At 60.0% G+C, this 17283-nt stretch carries 18 protein-coding genes; 3 read left to right on the top strand and 15 right to left on the bottom strand.

The genetic code is table 11. From position 1 onward, the window contains the following. Window positions 1–96 precede the first annotated feature (96 nt). The 5 genes from DY926_RS09910 to DY926_RS09890 are packed head-to-tail and all read right to left on the bottom strand — an operon-like array spanning window position 97 to window position 3415. On the bottom strand, window positions 97–519 hold the full coding sequence (locus tag DY926_RS09910) for a hypothetical protein (protein WP_116703210.1): 423 nt from the start codon (window positions 517–519) through the stop codon (window positions 97–99). Beyond that, entirely contained in the window at window positions 516–764 is a 249-nt protein-coding gene (gene icmT / locus DY926_RS09905; RefSeq protein WP_010511855.1) for an IcmT/TraK family protein, read from the bottom strand. The genes DY926_RS09910 and icmT overlap by 4 nt, the downstream gene beginning before the upstream one ends. Next, window positions 764–1927 (bottom strand): type IV pilus twitching motility protein PilT, encoded by a 1164-nt coding sequence (locus tag DY926_RS09900; protein WP_116703209.1) that lies wholly within the window; start codon window positions 1925–1927, stop codon window positions 764–766. The genes icmT and DY926_RS09900 overlap by 1 nt, the downstream gene beginning before the upstream one ends. Then, window positions 1924–2964 carry a type IV secretory system conjugative DNA transfer family protein gene (locus tag DY926_RS09895; RefSeq protein WP_116703208.1) on the bottom strand — a complete coding sequence of 347 codons (1041 nt, stop codon included), beginning with the start codon at window positions 2962–2964 and terminating at the stop codon, window positions 1924–1926. Before DY926_RS09895 ends, DY926_RS09900 begins: the two co-directional genes overlap by 4 nt. Then, window positions 2957–3415 (bottom strand): DotD/TraH family lipoprotein, encoded by a 459-nt coding sequence (locus DY926_RS09890; RefSeq protein ID WP_025440151.1) that lies wholly within the window; start codon window positions 3413–3415, stop codon window positions 2957–2959. Before DY926_RS09890 ends, DY926_RS09895 begins: the two co-directional genes overlap by 8 nt. 326 nt (window positions 3416–3741) lie before the next feature. Between DY926_RS09890 and DY926_RS09885 the strand changes: the two genes are divergently transcribed. Beyond that, window positions 3742–4131, top strand: a complete 390-nt coding sequence (locus DY926_RS09885; RefSeq protein WP_007396668.1) for a hypothetical protein — start codon at window positions 3742–3744, stop codon at window positions 4129–4131. 210 nt (window positions 4132–4341) lie between these two features. Here DY926_RS09885 and DY926_RS09880 read toward each other — a convergent pair whose 3' ends face one another. Further along, window positions 4342–5502: a pyridoxal phosphate-dependent aminotransferase gene (locus DY926_RS09880; protein ID WP_186336131.1), complete on the bottom strand. Its 1161-nt coding sequence runs from the start codon at window positions 5500–5502 to the stop codon at window positions 4342–4344. A gap of 209 nt (window positions 5503–5711) precedes the next feature. Here DY926_RS09880 and DY926_RS09875 point away from each other — a divergent pair, with 209 nt between their 5' ends. Both DY926_RS09875 and DY926_RS09870 read left to right on the top strand, forming a co-directional pair. Next, window positions 5712–6089 (top strand): helix-turn-helix domain-containing protein, encoded by a 378-nt coding sequence (locus DY926_RS09875; RefSeq protein ID WP_019087395.1) that lies wholly within the window; start codon window positions 5712–5714, stop codon window positions 6087–6089. Further along, complete coding sequence (locus DY926_RS09870; protein WP_007396676.1) at window positions 6089–7321, top strand: type II toxin-antitoxin system HipA family toxin; 1233 nt, start codon at window positions 6089–6091, stop codon at window positions 7319–7321. Before DY926_RS09875 ends, DY926_RS09870 begins: the two co-directional genes overlap by 1 nt. A gap of 168 nt (window positions 7322–7489) precedes the next feature. Here the strand turns inward: DY926_RS09870 and DY926_RS09865 are convergent, their stop codons facing one another. From DY926_RS09865 to DY926_RS09825, 9 genes are all read right to left on the bottom strand, one after another. After that, a complete protein-coding gene (locus tag DY926_RS09865; RefSeq protein WP_116703206.1) occupies window positions 7490–10573 on the bottom strand; it encodes an ATP-binding protein in 3084 nt (1027 codons plus the stop codon). Window positions 10574–10586: 13 nt separating this feature from the next. After that, entirely contained in the window at window positions 10587–10988 is a 402-nt protein-coding gene (locus DY926_RS17855) for a hypothetical protein (protein ID WP_240906601.1), read from the bottom strand. 274 nt (window positions 10989–11262) lie between these two features. Beyond that, window positions 11263–11733, bottom strand: coding sequence for a hypothetical protein (locus tag DY926_RS09855; protein WP_025440154.1), 471 nt, complete (start codon window positions 11731–11733; stop codon window positions 11263–11265). 93 nt (window positions 11734–11826) lie between these two features. Then, the gene (locus DY926_RS09850; protein WP_116703204.1) at window positions 11827–12372 is read right to left on the bottom strand and encodes a hypothetical protein; all 546 of its coding nucleotides are present in this window, start codon (window positions 12370–12372) and stop codon (window positions 11827–11829) included. Between the two features lie 17 nt (window positions 12373–12389). Beyond that, complete coding sequence (locus tag DY926_RS17850; protein WP_241503151.1) at window positions 12390–12944, bottom strand: hypothetical protein; 555 nt, start codon at window positions 12942–12944, stop codon at window positions 12390–12392. A 678-nt stretch (window positions 12945–13622) separates the two neighbouring features. Beyond that, window positions 13623–14861 (bottom strand): DotG/IcmE/VirB10 family protein, encoded by a 1239-nt coding sequence (locus DY926_RS09840; protein WP_116703203.1) that lies wholly within the window; start codon window positions 14859–14861, stop codon window positions 13623–13625. Further along, complete coding sequence (locus DY926_RS09835) at window positions 14861–15841, bottom strand: DotH/IcmK family type IV secretion protein (RefSeq protein ID WP_113596178.1); 981 nt, start codon at window positions 15839–15841, stop codon at window positions 14861–14863. The genes DY926_RS09840 and DY926_RS09835 overlap by 1 nt, the downstream gene beginning before the upstream one ends. Continuing rightward, complete coding sequence (locus DY926_RS09830; protein ID WP_010515538.1) at window positions 15838–16473, bottom strand: DotI/IcmL/TraM family protein; 636 nt, start codon at window positions 16471–16473, stop codon at window positions 15838–15840. The genes DY926_RS09835 and DY926_RS09830 overlap by 4 nt, the downstream gene beginning before the upstream one ends. A 132-nt stretch (window positions 16474–16605) precedes the next feature. After that, on the bottom strand, window positions 16606–17244 hold the full coding sequence (locus DY926_RS09825; RefSeq protein WP_241503150.1) for a hypothetical protein: 639 nt from the start codon (window positions 17242–17244) through the stop codon (window positions 16606–16608). Between the last annotated feature and the right edge of the window lie 39 nt (window positions 17245–17283).

The raw sequence follows: 17283 nt of genomic DNA, 5'->3' as shown, positions 1-17283 counted from the left end.
CAGATGATGCCGGGGAGTGTGGAGGCATGGGTCAAATCTCGATGAAAATTTCCGCCCTACCCGGGTCAGTTCTCAGTGAAAATCAACAGCGGGGGATCATGTCGCCCCCTGCAAGGTCGGCGCGACATCGGCAATCCGGCCATGGGCTTCGCCCCAGAAGTCGATCAGATGATTGAGGACCAGCGCGTCGTCCATCTCCGCAAGCCTCATCGTGACATCGATCAGACATAACATCACGACCGTAAATGAACCGGCGCGCACCTTGCGGACGGCGTAGCCGAGCGCACTGTCGGGCGTCCTGCTGACATCAAGGGCAAAGCCCGTTCCCGTCAGTTCCAGCCACAGGGTTTCGGCACTGATCAGGAAAACGGGCAGATAGACTTCAGGGTGTGCCGCGTCAGCTGGTGATACGACCACCCGTTTTCCGGTGCCACGGTCCAGCAGTTCAATCGGCTTGCCGATTTCGGCCAGAAGCCATGTCTGCGCGGCACTGATCGCCGCCAGATCGATCGCGCTCATGAGAACCGCCTCCTTTGCCATGTCGGCAGGGCGGTGCGGACCGGCCCGATGAGGAAGCGTCGCATGGAGCGTATCGCGGCTGGCAGCGTCAGCCCGAAAAACGAGATCGTCCCGAAAAACACCACGCCGAAGACCCCGATCAGCAGGGTGGTGAGGCTCCAGTGTGTCACGGAGATGAGAATGGGAAAGCAGCTGCGGGCGTCGAGAATGAAAACCCGGACAGGATAGGCCGTTGCACGCCACATCACGCGTCTCTCCTTTCTTCCGCCAGAGCGGTGTCTTCGGTGATCAGATCGGCATCAAGCAGTTTGCGGATGGCTCTGCCGAAGGACTGGCCCTGCGCCTCGACCGCGTTGGCCACGACGTCCGGCCAGTCTGTTGGCTCGGTCCGGGTCAGCTTGCGGCGCAGATCACGATCGAAGGTGAGGAATTCGCGGATCGCAACACGCCCGCCGCCCTTGCGGGGCACAAGGCGCTGGTTGATGCAGAACCGGAGTGCCTGAGCGAGGGCCGAGACCAGGTTGTCACGTTCCGAGGGGGGACAGAGCGCGATCGCGCGCTGGATCATGAGGGAGACGCTGTCTGCGTGTAGCGTCGTGCCTAGGATACCGCCCATCATGGCGATATTGATGGCTGCATTCATGGTCTCGCCGTCCCGACATTCCGTGATGATGCCATCGCTCATCTCGCGGCGTGTCAGGCTGCGGGTGAACGTGGGAAAAGTCAGGGTGGGGGGGCGGATCTCCGTCTGGCTGATCCGCGAGCCTGAAGGCGGACGCAGGTCGTCCAGCAGGAACTCGATGGGCTCCTCGCCGGTTGCCATGTCGCAATACACGGTCGGGTCCATGAGTTTTTCGATGGCGAGCCCGAATTGCAACGTGGTCTTTCCGGAACCGGTTGCCCCACCAAACAGGATCATGCCGCTTTTGAGCCTGTTCGTGTCCCGGATTTCCTGCTCGACCATCTGCTGGTCAAGGCTTGCGGGGCGGGCGGGGATCGGACGCATGACGATGTGGACGCCACTGCCCCGCTTGACTGAAATGGGTGAAAGATTGATCCGGAAACGCAGATTGACCTTGCGGTCCAGTGCCACGCTGTAGGCTGTATCGAGGATATGGCCGACACCAAGCATGGCCATCCCGTCAGAGGCATAGACATGGCCGACGATATCCGCCAGCGCAAGGGAGTCCGTCGCTTTACATGTGGCGTAGCGGATCACGCCGTGCACTTTGATCGTGACCGGATGGCCGGTCTTGATGTCGATGCGCGAGGCGCCGAGGCCATGCGCCCAGCGAAGGAGGGAGTCCAGCCCTGGCGCGTTACGCCGTCGCTCCTCGACCCAGGCAAACGCTTTCCTGCCTTCATCCGGCCAGCGTTCGTCGGTCGTGACGGGGATGGTGATATTCATCGGCAATGCTCCGGATAACCGTAATCGCTTCCGCGCCGGACGTGGCCCTGAAGCCCCGGCTGGCTCGCGATCCGGATCGTGCGGTCATTGAGGTGGAGGGTGTCTCCTCCTCCCACGGCATCTTGGTGCTCGAACACGACGCGCGGTTCTTCGACGCGCCCGGCGTTCAGCAGCACCCGGTAGCGGGCCATGCCGGTAATGTCGCGCTGCAGGCGCGACAGGTCGGAGAGGAAGATCTCGGTCGCCTGCTTTTCCCCGTCTGCCCAGCCTTCGGCCACCCACTGGTTCCAGTGTGACACTTCCGCCTTTGTGCGGGGCAGGGCCGCGGCTACCGGGTGATGCGGTTTGCCCCATGTCCGGACGAGATACGTGCGCCAGTCCGGGGGCGCGGATGTCAGTTGTGCCTCCCGGGTGATCTCGAAAACACATTCTGTCTCGTGCGCCACCTGGCCGGTGTCATTGAGCGCAAAGGCCATCTGTGCCTCGGTGACGATGGGGGGCTGCATGAGGGTCTGGCCGCTCCCGATCGGAAGCACGATCGACCGGAAATCATAAGTGGCGTCGAGTGTCTCCTCGTGGCGCCGCAGCATCTCGTTGATTGCGAATGCCCGGGCGGCCAGACCGCCTTGCGCGCCGTAAATATGCGCGGCTTCCCGAAGCTGGGTGCTTCGACCGGGTTTCAGGTCATCGCCTGGCTCGTCATTGGGGCGGGTGTTCTCAAGGGCCTCAAGAGAGGGGGGCGCTTCGCCGCCAACCACCTCGTCGAGCGTTGAGGCCCCTGTCACCGGTTTATTGATGGGATTGGCAAGGGCGGGGTCAGCCCCGTCCACCTGATCCGCACCCGGCTGGGGCGGCTGTGGCTCCGGGACCAATGTGCCGCTGCGGGCCGATGGCGGGGATGGAGACGATGTCGGTAGCCGGACGTGCTGCCCCTCCTCAATGACAACCTTCCCCGTGGAGACAGATGCCGCATGGGTCGGGCTGCCTGCGGCCGTCACGACGATGGCCGAAGATAGAAAGAGCGCCACCTTACGCATGCCAGGCCACCGTTATCGCGTGGTGAAGCGGGTCTACCGAGACCATGGCCTGATCTCCGGCCTGATCGCCCAATGTCCGAAGGATATCCACCACGGCGGCAACGCTGTTGGTCGCGACGCGCATTGCTCGGGGATGGCCGGTGACCGTCACGCTGTAGCCAATCTCCTGGCCGAGTTTTGCGACGGCCTTGCCCAGCGGGCCGTCCCACACGAACCAGATCCGGCGGGTCAGGTCATCGGGGAGCGGGGGTTGGTTGGTAGATGCAACGACCGGAGACGGGCGGATGCTGCCAAGTTCCCGAAGATCAGTCGTGGTCTCTGCTATTGACCGCTGCAAGGCCAGTTCAGGATTGGCCATGCCGGTCGTCGCAATGGGAGAAGGTGACGACAGGCTCTGCGCACAGGCGTTGAGCGCCATGGGCAAAAGAAAAATGAGCAGAGAATGTTTCATGAGCTTCTCCGGATGATGGGAGAAGCTTCGAAGATCATCTTGCGACTGCTACAGCAAAAATTGGCTGCGTTGCTTTTTCTTTCATGTAGGCCCCGAGAGCAGATTCGTGTCCTCTTTTGGGGTATGCTGTCGCCGGATTGACGCGCAGAATTGCGTGGGACAGGAGCAACCCTTTTCTGTTTTCGGCTCTGAACGTGAGGGGATCACCGGCAGCCATCCATGTTGCTGACAGTCCTACCAAGCATCTGATGTGCGCTGAACAATCTGTATCGATGGGACACAATGAGGTATGTCGATGATATGTAGCCGAGAGGGTAGAGTGCAGGATGAAGATCATCAGAACGGCCATCGTGATGGCGATCATTGCAGGCACGAGTGCCTGTTCGTCCACGGGTGATGCTTCCATAAAAAAAACAACCATCGCGGAAGTTGATCAGAATATTCATGATGGTGTGACAACTTCATCCCAGGTGCGTCAGATTTACGGTGAACCGGGGCAGAAAACCTATGAAGATGGTTATGAGGTCTGGATTTATAGTTTTACGTCCGGCAGGGAGGATGGTCTTTCAATAGCGCAGGACGTAGTCGGGCTTGGCATGCTTGGAGAAAGATCAAATAACAAAAGCAAGATGCTGACTGTTGTGTTGAGTAACGGGATCGTGCTGAAGCATAGTTTTGCCACCTCGCATTTCAGTTCCAGCAGTGGCTTGAGGTAGTAATATCGCAGGCAGGTAATGGTTTGGTATGAATGTATTGATCTGGGCAAGGCATGCAGCCGGGGCTGACTATAATCAAGACGTGTGCCGCAGAAATTAAGTTGGAAGAAACCACCTGCATGGTCCGTAGTAATGGGTCGCGGTAAGTGCGTATCCGCATGTCTCCTGATCAGAAACACAGCTATACGCGCTCCAGACGTATATCCCCCTTTAAGTCACTGCATTGACGGGTAAGTGGTCCTTTTGGTGACGAAACCATGGGACCATGCGGCGGATGGCTTCTTCAATCTGGTCCGTTGCTACCGCAAAGCTGAAACGGATGAAGTATTTCCCGTCTAGAGGGTCGAAATCAATGCCCGGTGCTGTCGTAACACCCGTATCCAGCAACAGGCGCTTGCAAAACGCCATGCTGTCATCCGTCAGGTGCCGGATATCGGCATAGATATAGAACGCTCCATCTGGTGGCGCGATATGGCGCAGCCCCATTTCGGGCAGGGCACGTAACAGCAGGTCACGATTGCGCCGGTAGGTTTCCATATGCCCTTCAAGCTCATCGCGGCAATCGAAGGCGGCAAGGGCCGCGTGCTGGCTGAGGGCGGCGGGCGGCAGGAACAGATTACCCATCCGCGCGCGGGCGGCTTCCACCTTGGCTGGCGGGACAACCAGCCACCCCAGCCGCCACGGCGCCATGCTGAAGTATTTGGAAAAACTGTTTACCACCAGCGCATCGGGATCATATTCCAGAATACTGTGCGCGCGTTCGCCAAAACTCAGGCCGTGATAGATTTCATCCGATATGATGCAGATCCCGTGCGCGCGACAGACGTCAACAATGCGCCGTATTTCATCAGGAGACAGGATGGTACCGGTGGGGTTGGCGGGACTGGCCAGGATCAACCCGTCGGGAGCAGGTTCAAGCGCGGCAATGCCGTCGGGGGTCAACTGGAAGCGTTCTTTTTCCCCACACGGAATTTCAACCGGTTTCATATGGAGCGAGCGCACGACATTGCGGTAGGCCACATAACCCGGTCGCGCCATGGCTACATGCGCGCCGGGCACAAAACTGGTCATGAGCGCCAGAACCAGCGCGGGTGAGGCGCCACAGGTCAGGATAATCTGTTCAGGCTGGAGCGAAACGCCATATGTTTCGTCATAGTGCAAGGCGATCCGTTCCTTCAGGGGCTGGCTTTCCCAATAGCCCATGGGGTCGGTCGCCAGTACGTGCTGGGCGCGTTCGATCGCCGCGCTTGGCGCGCCGGTAGAAGGCTGGCCAAATTCCATATGAATGATGCTGCGCCCCTGCGCGGCCAGTTCATGTGCCAGTGCGCTGATGGACAGCGCGTGGAAGGGATCGATTGGCGGCACAGGCATCATGACCTCAAGGTGGAAAATAGACTTATAGGGTGATGATCGCCCCGCGACCAGAAACTGCCCGTGGAATTCAGGCGGCCTGCCCAGCGTTTTCTACGCGACGTGCCAGTTCCTGCCAGGAACGTGTTGTGAAGGGCAGAGGCTGGAGTTTGCAGAATTCCATATATGACGGTATAAGGCAAATTATCTGTCAAATATGAGTGATAGTAATGGGCTCACCAAAATCCCGCGCGGCTCTTGAACGACTGGGGCGTGACCTTCGTGGCGCGCGCCTGCGGCGCGGCATAGCGATAGCCGACCTAGCCGCTCGTGCCGGCACGTCAGCAAGTTCCATCGCGCGCCTGGAAAAGGGAGACCCGGGTGTGGGGATCGGCACTCTGGCCGACGTGCTTGTCGTGCTTGGTCTTCTGGACCGGTTGGCCGACCTGATTGATATCCGCAAGGATGATCTGGGACTGGCGTTGGCAGCTGAACGTCAGCCTCGTCGAGGCCGGTCTTCTGCGACCACGTTACGCAGGCAGCAGGATAAGGATAAGGCCACGCATGGGGGAGCGGATGTTATTGATATGGACGGTGCTTCGTTCTGATGCCTGATTTCAGCGCCCATGTCGTTCTTGGCAACAGCCTGACTCCCGTGGGTCAACTGCGTTTTACGCAGGCAGGTCCACGGCAGTTTTCGACCTTCACTTATGATCCGGCCTGGGTCGAGAATTCTCGGGCCTTTGCCATCCAGCCAACCTTTCCCCTTGGCTCTGGGCCGTTTCATGCGGCTGGCCAGCCAGGGAACGTGCGCGATGCCCTTGCGGGTGTCTTTGCTGATGCTGCGCCCGACAGTTGGGGGCGCAGGCTTCTCGAGCGTGCCTACGGTAATGGGCTTTCCGAGTTTGAATATCTCACACTGTCGGATGACGTATGTCGGCAGGGTGCGCTTCGTTTCGCCGATGATAACGGAGAAATCATTCGTGGCGGCGCCGATGACATCATACCGCGTCTGGTCGATCTTGCCGCTATTACGGCTATCGCGCGGGCATATGAACAGGGCAAGGACATATCCGAAAGAGATATGCAGGCGCTCGCTGGTGCAGGTGGTTCGGGTGGGGCGCGACCGAAGGCCAATGTTCGGGACGGCGATGTGCTCTGGCTTGCAAAATTTACCTCGGTTCACGACCAGTGGCCAATAGAACGTATTGAAGTTGCCACGCTTCGTCTGGCAAGAGCATGCGGAATCCGGACGCCAGAGGTCAGGCTGGAACTGGCTGAAACGCCGTTTCCTGTGGCTCTGATCCAGCGGTTTGATCGGCGTGAGGCTGGCCGGATTCCTTATATTTCGGCGAGGACTGCTCTGGGGAAAACCGGAACGGAACTGGGTTCCTATACGGAGATTGTCGATTTTATCCGGACCTATGCCGCCGATCCCCAGGCAGAGTTCCGCGAACTCTTCCTGCGTCTGGTTTATACTATTCTCGTGTCAAATAAGGACGATCATCTGAAAAATCACGGATTTCTCTATGTGGGCGCTGGACACTGGCGGTTATCCCCCGTTTTCGATGTGAATCCAGCACCCGACCGTAACCCGCATCTGGAAACGGCGATACTGGAGGGCGGTCCGCATGATCGGTCCATCCGTCTGGCACTGGAGGCGTGTGAATTCTTCGAAATTACCCCTGCTGAGGCCCGGCAGATGATCCGCGTGACAGCGCGGCGAATTTCGGATGAGTGGAGGCCTGTTCTGCGAGAGGTTGGTGTTTCCGGGGCGATGGCGCGTCATTATGAAGCCGCCTTCATAAACGATCAGATCGGGATCGCGCTAACGATCTGATAGTCACATATGACTGATAATATCGTATAATATGCCAGATACGACACATAAATTTGTCGAATCTATCCCTGCCAGACGTCGCCGCGCTATTGATCGAACAGCATGGTCAACATCATTGTGTCCGCAATGATCGGGATGTGAGGCCGTCAGGAAAATATCGGTCACCTTCTACCCAATGGTAAATTCGAGTTCCGATTGTTCATCAATGGCGCGCAGGGTTTCATACAATCCTGCGGCCACGCCTCTACCTTCCACGATCTCATCCGCCAGTTCATCCAGAACGCCGGCAAACGCTTCATCGGTCGCGAGACCGAAAACATTCATGCGCTCGCTTTTTCTGCGTTCGATCTCGCTGTTTGCTGTTCCCGAGGGAAATACAGTGGCGAGCATCCGCAGGGCGCGGGCAAAATGGATCCGTTTGTAAAGGCGCGAACGGAGCGCCGTGTCGCCAGGCGTCGTCGAGAATGACCAGAGTTCGATTGGCCCCAGGACGTTCACCAGAAGCTGTTCATATTTTGCTTCTCCGGCCGACATGTCCACGAAGAACGGCGCACCATTCTTTCCCGGACCCGGCAGCGCGTTGCGAATGACATAGGCGCTGGCATCGGACAGCTTGAAACGTCGGATAAGACTGTCTGCCGTCTCCTGATCACCGCATTTGAGGACCCATCGGGCGGTTGATATCTTGTAGAGATCCTCGCTGAAATCGGTATGGTTCTGTGAAATGAAGGCGAGTTGGACGTTGTGCTTACGCCCCTCGCGGCCGTCGCGGACAGCCTGCTTGTCTACTTGGGGTGCGGGTTCGGTACGGTGCCACTCATCGAAGTCGACACGCTTCGTCGTTTCGTACATCTCCGTGAAGCGGGCGAGATGATAGTCCCGCATGGACGGGGGCATATGCGGGTCGTCGGCATAATCGGGATGGAGAAAGAAATTCCGGGCCAGGATATGGCGGCCAAGCATATACATGAGCGCTGTCTGGCGGTTGGCCGCGGGAGAGCCGGATGGTGCCACCTCGGCAAGATCGAGGACGATCACGCGCGCGTCCCCCATATCCAGCCTTGTCGGGGACGCCAGCATGGGAAAATTCTTGATCACGTTCATGATGTAGCGATCAAACGTGTCGATCAGGCTTTCACCGGTTTCCAGGGTGATCTTGGAATAGCGTTTTTCGATTTCCGGGCTGCGGGCCGCAATCAGCAGATCCTGCAGGACCGGTACGGCATGGCGCTGGGCAAAACCTGCAAGGCGGTATTCCCTGAGATTGACAAGGGCATCGACGACATCCCGCCACCATGTCGGATCGTCCTCTCCCGCATGGTGGGGCAGGCTGATACCCAGCGATGTTATTGCGGCATCGACGTCGGGCTCGATCCCTGGGGTGTAGATTTTGGGCGTGCCCCCCTGCACCCCGGTACAGAGGCGGTAGGCTTCATCAATCACGTCCTCTACCAGATGGTCCATGCCCTCCCACGGCCTGCCATCCAGCGGCGTAGCAAGGAGCGAGATGAAATTCTGCAGGAAAACGCGCTCGAGTGGCAGGGGATATTCCAGTCCGACCTGGGTATCGAAGACATTGACCTCGAAGCCCGGGATTGCCTGCATCTTGACGTAAACCGCCTCGTGCTGGCGTTCGGGGCCAAGCGCGTTGCGCAGCATCTCGATCAGTCCGCGCGAGGACGGCCCGATATCGAGCTTGCCGATATAGGGGAGCTTCGTGCCGTGGCTGCTGATCGCGGCGCTGCTGAGGATCAAGCCCAGAAGAATGGTATTGGCCAGAACGGATTTTCCGCCGCCAGGCGGGGCTACGATAATGTCTACGACGGATGGGCGTAGCCCGCCCCCGGTCGGATCGTAGGGCCAGATTGAACCATCGGGTTTGCGGAAGAGAATGGATCCTCTCTGCCACGGTGATGCACTGCGTGCCCACGGCATCATGGAGAACGCGTCACCGACAAGGGCGAGCGATGAGGTCGCAGTCGAACCGAGCGCCAGGGCAGGGACAGAACCCATGGCCGCCTCCAGCGGATCGCCAGAGATCCGCGTTGTCTTGCTGTTGCCCCACGCATCAATTGCCTGAGAGAGGTCCGACGCCTGCCGTCGCAGCTTCGCCTCTGCTCCAACCGGAGCCCAGGTTGTGGCGGTCATGCGCATCCGCACGGAATTATGGTTGTTTTTCTGGCGCTCCAGCTTGAGTGCAGCAAACGCCCGTCGAATGTCGCTATTTCCGGGGAACATCGCCAGAAACCCGGCTCCGGCTTCCTTGAAGCCGAAGGCGGCGCGGCCACCACCCTCCAGGATCATGGCGCTGCGCCATGGCAGTCTCTTGCGGCCAAGCACGCTGGAGAGTTCGGAAAACGGGCGCGGATCCTCTGGGCCAATCGTCATGTCGACCGGGGCGTATGTATAATCCCCCACGGTCACGAGTTGTCCGCCTTTCGTTTCGGCGTCGGCATTGAAAATCTGGTCCCGGATCGCCGGCCAGAGCAGGCCCTGCGGGTGTGGCTGCGGATCATCCAGATCGTCGGGAAGCCGTGGCATGACCCGGTCACCCAGCAGGGTCGGTTTCCAGGCGGACCCCGCCGTTTCACGATAGGTCGCTTCGCGCGCGACCTGCAATGCCTGATGTGGACCAAGGAATTCGCAGGAAATGTCGAACCCCTGCAGGGCAGCCTGGACGCGTGAAATGAACGATTCATGGCGGGCCGCCATGATATCGGAGCGCAGGGCAAAACGTTGGGTATTGCCCACGCGGGGAAATTGGGAGGCAAGGGTCCGGCGCTCCTCTGCCACCTGTTTGCGGTCCTCACGTGTCAGCACGCTGGGCCGGGTCCACAGGACGTAACAGGTGGCTTCCCAGCGCATGACGTTTGGCCAGCGCCGGCGCCTCTCTTCGATGACGTCCGAAAGGTCCGCTCCGATCTGTCGGGCTATGGACCGGCAACCATTGAGGCTCAGGCGGTCAATCTCGATACCTGAGCGCTCGGGATCGGAAATATACCATCCCACAATGGCATGGCCACGTTCTTCAAGGAGACCCTGCAATTCTATACGCTGCTGCTCGGCGAGCGCTTCCACTTCCTGCCGCGTGCACATGCGACGCAGGCCATTGATGCGCAGTACGGAGACATATTCACCGCGTTTGGTGATGAGATGGTCCCCGTGCGTACTTTCCACATCGCAGAATGAGGCAAGGGGCTGGCGCAGCCCGAGGCTGATGCCGGCCAGCAGACTGGAAAGAATACCGCCCATTGATATGATCCTGTCACGTCATGACCGGTTGGGGATCGGCATCAAGCCATTCCCTGACAAGCGCCGGGTAGATGTCGGTGGGGCCGTTATGGAGACGGCCCAGGGGGAAGAGCCGGATGCCGTCCATCAGGGCGGTCGCGCTTTCATTGATCTGCGGGTCGGCCCGGTTCGCCATCAGCAGGGCAGTCGCCAGCAGTCGGGGAGAGGTTGTCTCCAGCCGCCGCCGGGCTTCGGTCGTTCGCGCGTGCAGAGCGCGGAGCACAGCGAGAGCGCTTTTGCATTGCGCAGGCATCATCGCGGTGTCCGACCCTGACGCGATCGCGTCCATTGCACGATGCCAGACGACATCCTGTCCGTTTGGCCCATTGCCGAGCGTCTGCATGAGGGCTTGATGCGCGCAGCGGGTCAGGGTCATGATGCGGGCCTGCGGCAGTTTCGGCCACCATATTAGGACGGCTTCGCGTTCAATGGCCGGACGGGTCGGATCCTGCAGGATGTTGCATAAGGCGCAGACAGGCCCGGGTCCGTCACCATGCCATGGAAACCTGCGACCAGGCGTTATCAGGCCGCAGCAGGCACATGTGAAAAGGCCCGGCTCACCCATCTCCCTGGCGCCTGGCGCTGACGGATCCCATGGGCGCGGCAGCAGCCGGAAAGACTGTGTGAGACGGGCCATTGCGATCGGGTTCCTAGCCGCCGCTCGTGAATTGATAGGCCTGAGCCTGCGTACCAACGGTTGCCGAGCCACCGGACGCGGTGTTGGCAGCCTTGTTGATCCACTGCGGACCCGTTGCGAAAAGACCGCACAGCACGATGCCGGCGATTGCCATACCGACCTTTCCGGGCGAACGGTTCTGTTCGTTGCGGCTCTGCCAGGCCGCCCATACGCCGCCGATGAAGCAGATGAAGGCAGCGACATACATGCATGCAGCAGCGACAAAGCCGCCCGCTGTCAGTCCCTCCTGGGCGGTGGCCTGCATCTGGGCCCCGATACCGTTTGCGCTGCCGGTTGCGGATTGGGCCAGCGCATGGCTGGCAATGAGGATCGGGACGGCCAATGTGCCAAGTGCCGTGACGGCACGCTGTCTGTATCCGGCCCGTTGTGTCACCAGACGCGTCAGTCGCGCCGCGCTGGTGGTGCCTGTGCGAGAGAGGTTCATGGTCGAGGGCTCCGTTGAAAGAGGGATCATGTCCCCCAAATCATTGTTCTGTCGGCAACATGCGACTTCGAACGCTTTCTTTGCGGACAGGACCTAGCCGGACGTTGTCCAGTGGTTCAGGATCCAGGTTGCTTCCTTGACGGGATTGAGGAGGATCACGCCGAAAACGAACTGGATGAGGCAACTGAGTTTTGAGCGGTTTGTTTTTCCGGTCGCTGACGCGTTCCACGCAACGACCGCCATGAACGCCGCCCAGGCGCCGAACATTTCGAAGAACAGGGCGAAATCACTGACGATTGACAGGATGGCATCCTCTGGGCCAGTCCCGGAAATGACGCTTCCCGTCGTCGCTTCCGTGTAGCCGGTGACAGAAGCTCCCAGCGCAACCTGCGTATCGAGACCGGCAGAGCTGGTGGATTTTGTGAGTATCCTGTCAAAAGTGGCAAAGACGCCGGACAGGACAATCCCGATCCAGGGCACCCAGGGACGGCCGACGAACGGGTTCTGGGGCTGGCGCTGCTGCCATAATCCCCATGCCCCGGTCAGGAAGGCAATCCACGCTGCAATATAGCAGGCCATTGGCAGCAGCCAGGCCATGGCGAGAGCGAGATCGTTGACGAGGTTGACCAGACCTTGCACGTCGATGTGTCCTTGCCTTACTGGATGATGCCGCGTTCAGCCTGGATCACCCACATCGTGCCGCGTTGAGAGATGGTGCGCACACGACCATATCCGCGGAGATCGGTGCCGATTTCGATTTCGGACTGCGGCGGTTGCCCGGCCGGCGCAGCGTCGTCCTGCACCATGGCAAGCTGGGGAGATGCAGCAAGTATCCGGTAGTGGGGCGTCCATGTCGGGGGCGGAGAAGGAGGCGTCGGGCGCATTTTCGCTGTCCGGGACGCTGGAGATTGCGGCGGCGTTGGTGCTGGCTGCGGCTCGGCCGCCGCCGCTTCCAGAGCTGCCCGTGCCTTGTCGGCCGCGGCGCGTGTGGCGGCCGGTCCATCTGACGGGGGTGCTTCGGCGTCGGCCACGGCTCGTTTCGCTTCGAGGAGCGACATCCGGCGGTTGAGATCCGAAGCCTTTGCCGTATCGGCGATACGCAGCCGGTCAAGATCCTGCCGGAGCGCTGCGATGTCGCTGCGGGTCCGCTGCACCAGTGCTGCTTCTTCCGTTACAAGCTGCAGCACCTGCAACTGGTCGTCCGATGTCATGGGAGCCGCTTGCAGCCGGGTTGCTTTCTGGACCGCATCGTCGGTTGGAACGGCCGTTTCGATGCCGATATCGTGTCTCTGCGTAGGCGTGTTCTCAGCCGACGGAGTTGCCGGTATTGGGTCGGCGGGATGGGGCGGCTTTTTCATCGCAAGGAGTGCCTTGAGATCCTCATCTGTAGCCGAGACCTGAGGTGCCGGGGGTGATGGCAATGATGTAGGTGAGTGCCCTGGCGCTGGAGACGCTTTGGGGCCTGCCGGTAGCGGGGCGGAAATCATTCCGACTTCCTGGCCCACGGGAGACGCCTGCCTCTTTGTTATGCCCATCACGAGGAAGAGGGAGAGCAGACTGCCGACGGCAGTACCCGCGATGATGACCTGCCTGCGGCGCGGAAGCGCCCTGAAAAGGGCTATTGCATGTGGAACGGGTCGGTTTCTGTCAGGTGCTGCTGTCACAGGTTGCGGGTGAGGAGAGAGAGGCTCGGCAATTGTGTCCGGTTCAGGCGAAGGGTCAGGCTCGGGCGTCGTGCCCAGCTTGCGAAACGGAACAGGTTCAATGCCGCGATCCGCGCTGAACGGATCCCGGGACGTCGTTGCGGTTGCGGCTGAGGTCATGGTGAATGCTGCCTTCTGGTAGAGAGTGCAGAATTCGCCGATATCATGCGACCGGTGCCCGAAAACTTACTTCTTCATGACGACGTCCGACATGAAGATCACGCCAACACTGACCTGAGCGGCAAGATTTACGCGCGGCTGGGTCGGCATCTGCTGCATGAGCGCGCTGTTGACCTGCGAGGCCGCTGCACCGGCCGCCACGCCCAGTTGTTGCGGAAAATTCAGTGACTGGACGTAGTTGACGTTGCCGAGGGCTCCGATCGAACCGGTCGTGTTCGACGTCATCTCGATCGCCTGCCCGAGCCCTTGGACAAAGGCGGCTGCGGCGGGAAGAACAAAGCGCTCAACGTATAGCTGGTCAACGCTTGAGGCCACCGCAGCTTCCATGGTGTCCGGCGCAACCACCATACCTTCGACCTGGATCGGGGTCGGATCATTCTTATGGAAGACCTGATCAACGCGGACAACCAGCCTGTTCAGATGTCCCCCGGCCCTTCTGACGGATGCTTTCATCCTGTCGCCAGCGAGTGGACCTGAATCAGCTTCCAGGATGATTTCTCCCCCGAGATCGCTGTTGGTTGCTGAAACCGTATGGGCGTAAATCCCCCGCCCGGCAGGAACAAGGACGCGGGAGAGGGCCGTCTGGGAATTTGCTGTCGCCGCCGAAGTTATTGAAGGGGAGACCACCGGTTTTTTTGGCTGTTCCCTCTCGGTTTGCGTCTTTTCATACAGGACATTTGTGACCGGAAAGCGTCCATCAAGACGGCCCGCGAGATCCATGATCGCATGTCTGTATGCGGTGATGGCGTCTTTCTGGAGCTGCGGGTCACGTGGCATGGCAGCACGGAAGGCTGCATCCGTCTGCACTGGTACGACGGGAACGCTTGGTACGACCTCAGGCGCGTGCGGGGCTGGCGCTGCGGCGGCCTTGGCCATCGCCGGGTTGGCGTCCGCCCCGACCTCCTGGGCGACCGCGGGCGGGGGAGGCTTGTCGTCGGGATGGGTGAGCGTGCCCGGCGCAATATCAGGTGAATACGACTGTCCCGCAGTTTGTGCCCGGTCTGCCTCGTCGCGGATCTGATCTTCGCGGAGTTCCTGCTGACGCGGATTGGAATTCAGGCCGCCGGGCAGGGGGTTGGCGGCAGGCGGCCTGCCGGGGTCCGAGCGTGGAAGCTCCTTACGGTGGATGGTGGAGATGAGTAGCGTGACGCCAAGAACGGTGCCGATACTCCCAAGGATTGCGAGCAGACGTCGGTTTCCGCCCCGCGACGCATCACTGAACAGCTGGTTAAATCTGGGTTTCATCACTGTGCGTCCCTGATATGGGCCGAGACCGTCCGTCCCGCATCGGAGAGAAGGACAACGGGGGACTCATGGAAGGCATAGAGCGTGTATCCCCCTTCACCCTGCTCCATGCTGTCCGAGGAGGGCGTCATGAGATGAAGGCGCGTGCGAAGATAGACCTCGTTTCCAATCCGCCAGGCGCGCACGTCATCGGGTGAAATACCCTCGACGGCCAGAGGAACGGCTGACGCTGGTGGAATGCCGCTTAGCATGGCGTTCATGTAGGGCTCGCCTGTCGCGGGTACTCCGGGGCGGCTGTCGACCGGCTCCCGGGCATTGGGGCCTCCCTCGGACATGCGAACGGTCAGGTTGTCATCGTAGGATCCACGTCCCGCGATCAACAGGAAGGAGACCGGCTTTGGCGCGTTCTGAAGCGTTACGAGCAGTCCACCTCTGGGCTGGAGCGACATCGGTTCGATATTGATGGTATTGGAGCCCTTGAACGGGACGCAGGTATAGAAACCTGTTGTCTCAACCGCAGGATTCCCGGCCGACGCGCCGCTTTTGCCGGAAGCACAGTTCGTGCTGCCGTCCGGGTTGGCGGAATTGCCAGACGTATTCCATGCGATCGGCCAGGGCTGTCCCGTGCTGTCCACGAAGGACAATGCGGTCGGATAGCCTTTTGTCGTAAAGATCAGGCTTGTCTGCTGACCAGGCGCAAAGGAGACACGGATCGCCGGGCGCGCATTAGGGGTCGCGAATTCCGTGCCGACCTGCTCCGTGGCACGACGCACGTCCTTCAGGCGTTCCCCCAGCCGAAGGATTTCTTCGGGCGTGAAAGGAATGGCCTCATGCTCGGCCTCATCTTCGGCTGCCTGATCCTGATCGTCTGCAGGTGTCGTTGCCGCAGGCCCGGGCTGTGATGGCTGCTGTGCGAGTGCCGCAAGTGGCAGGATGGACAGGGTCAGCGGAAAGAGAGAAAGAATTCGCACGGTTGTCACTCCCTACCCGACGAGACGACAAGCTGTTCGATGGCCAGTCCATCCGGGTGATCCAGGTCCTCCACGCGATCAATCGTCACGGTTGCCATCAGCATTTGCGTATTCTGCTGGTTGACGTTTTCGCAGGTCTGGATGAAAGGGAACTGTATTACGTAGCGCGAATGTCCCTGCACGACAGTCTCGGCGCGTACGGTCGCGGCCCGTGTCGGCTGCGCGTAACAGAGCAGTTTTGCATCCCTGAGTTTCGCCAGATTCCCCTGCGTAATGAAAGACTTTGCAAAGGTGTTCCATCCGTTGAGCGTGTAGTGAGCGCCCGCGGTGTTCATCTGGGTTGGAAAATCACGATAGTTGATGTTGTAGGGTGCGATCGCCCATTTGACGGCCCAGCCGAGAAGCTGGTCCTGGCCAAGTACCGGACTGGTGAGTGCAACGGCCGGTCGGGGAGCGTTCTGGCCGTCAACGTAGAAATAGAGGGGTGTGGGCGGGTGTGCACGGATATAGGCGTCGTGCGCCGCGAACACGATGACCACGCCCGCCAGTGCGATGTTGAGCAGCAGTGATCTGTCTACAACAATCCCCTGAAAGTCGGGGTCGGTAAGGCGCCTGGTTACTGCGGAATTAAACAGCCGCATGGCGCGCCTCCCTTACGGGGGCATGAAAAAAGGTGGTCATCACTCTACTCTCATTTCCCGACGGTGATGTGAGCAGGCTGGAAGTCTATCTTGCGACCGGCACGTTTTTTCTTTGACGGTTCCCGGCACTACTCAGGCGGCAATGCCATGCGTGGCGGCAATGCTGCGGCGGTATCGTCTGCTGACCCGGTCACCACCCTTGCGGGTGGTCCAGAAAAAGCATCCGCTCTTGCAAAGGCATTCCCGCCGGATGTACTGGTGTTCGCCGATATAATATTCGGCCCTCGCATGAATGAACCAGGGCACTTTGGCGCCGCGTCGTGGCGGAAGCTGCTCCCAGCAGCTTTGGGATTTCAGCGCGCTTTCCGAAATAAGGAAGTCCCGCGCAATTTCACGCGGGTTCTGAAATGCAAAATGGCGGTAGGCGATTTCAATGTTGGCGGCCTCGTGCCACCGTACCTTGTCTCCTCCCTTATGTCCTGTGAGGGTCAGCCTGTTGAGGCTGTTCCTGACAAGCCATGTCCGTCCCCGCCGGGCTTCATGAGGAAGCAGGGAGGCCTGTTCCCATGTCAGGACAGCTTCGGGATCTGCGGGAATGGCACTCCGCTTTTCGGCAAGTATGGTCTCCGCCTGTATTTTTGAGAGCCTGAAGCGCGGTGGCAGGCCAAGCTGCTTTCTTTTTGCACGCACGCTCCCGGCCGAGCGGCCAACCATCTCGGCTATGTCGGCGGTTTTATCACCACAGAGCCAGCGTTGGCCAAGGATGAGCAACTGGGTCCTTGTCCATGCTCCCCTGCGTGCAGGCGCTGC

This window comes from Komagataeibacter melaceti (genome assembly GCF_003403295.1).
In the GTDB taxonomy this organism is placed as follows: Bacteria; Pseudomonadota; Alphaproteobacteria; order Acetobacterales; family Acetobacteraceae; genus Komagataeibacter; species Komagataeibacter melaceti.
The sequence above is the reverse complement of the archived record's forward strand: the minus strand, read 5'-3'. Positions and strand labels throughout refer to the sequence as shown.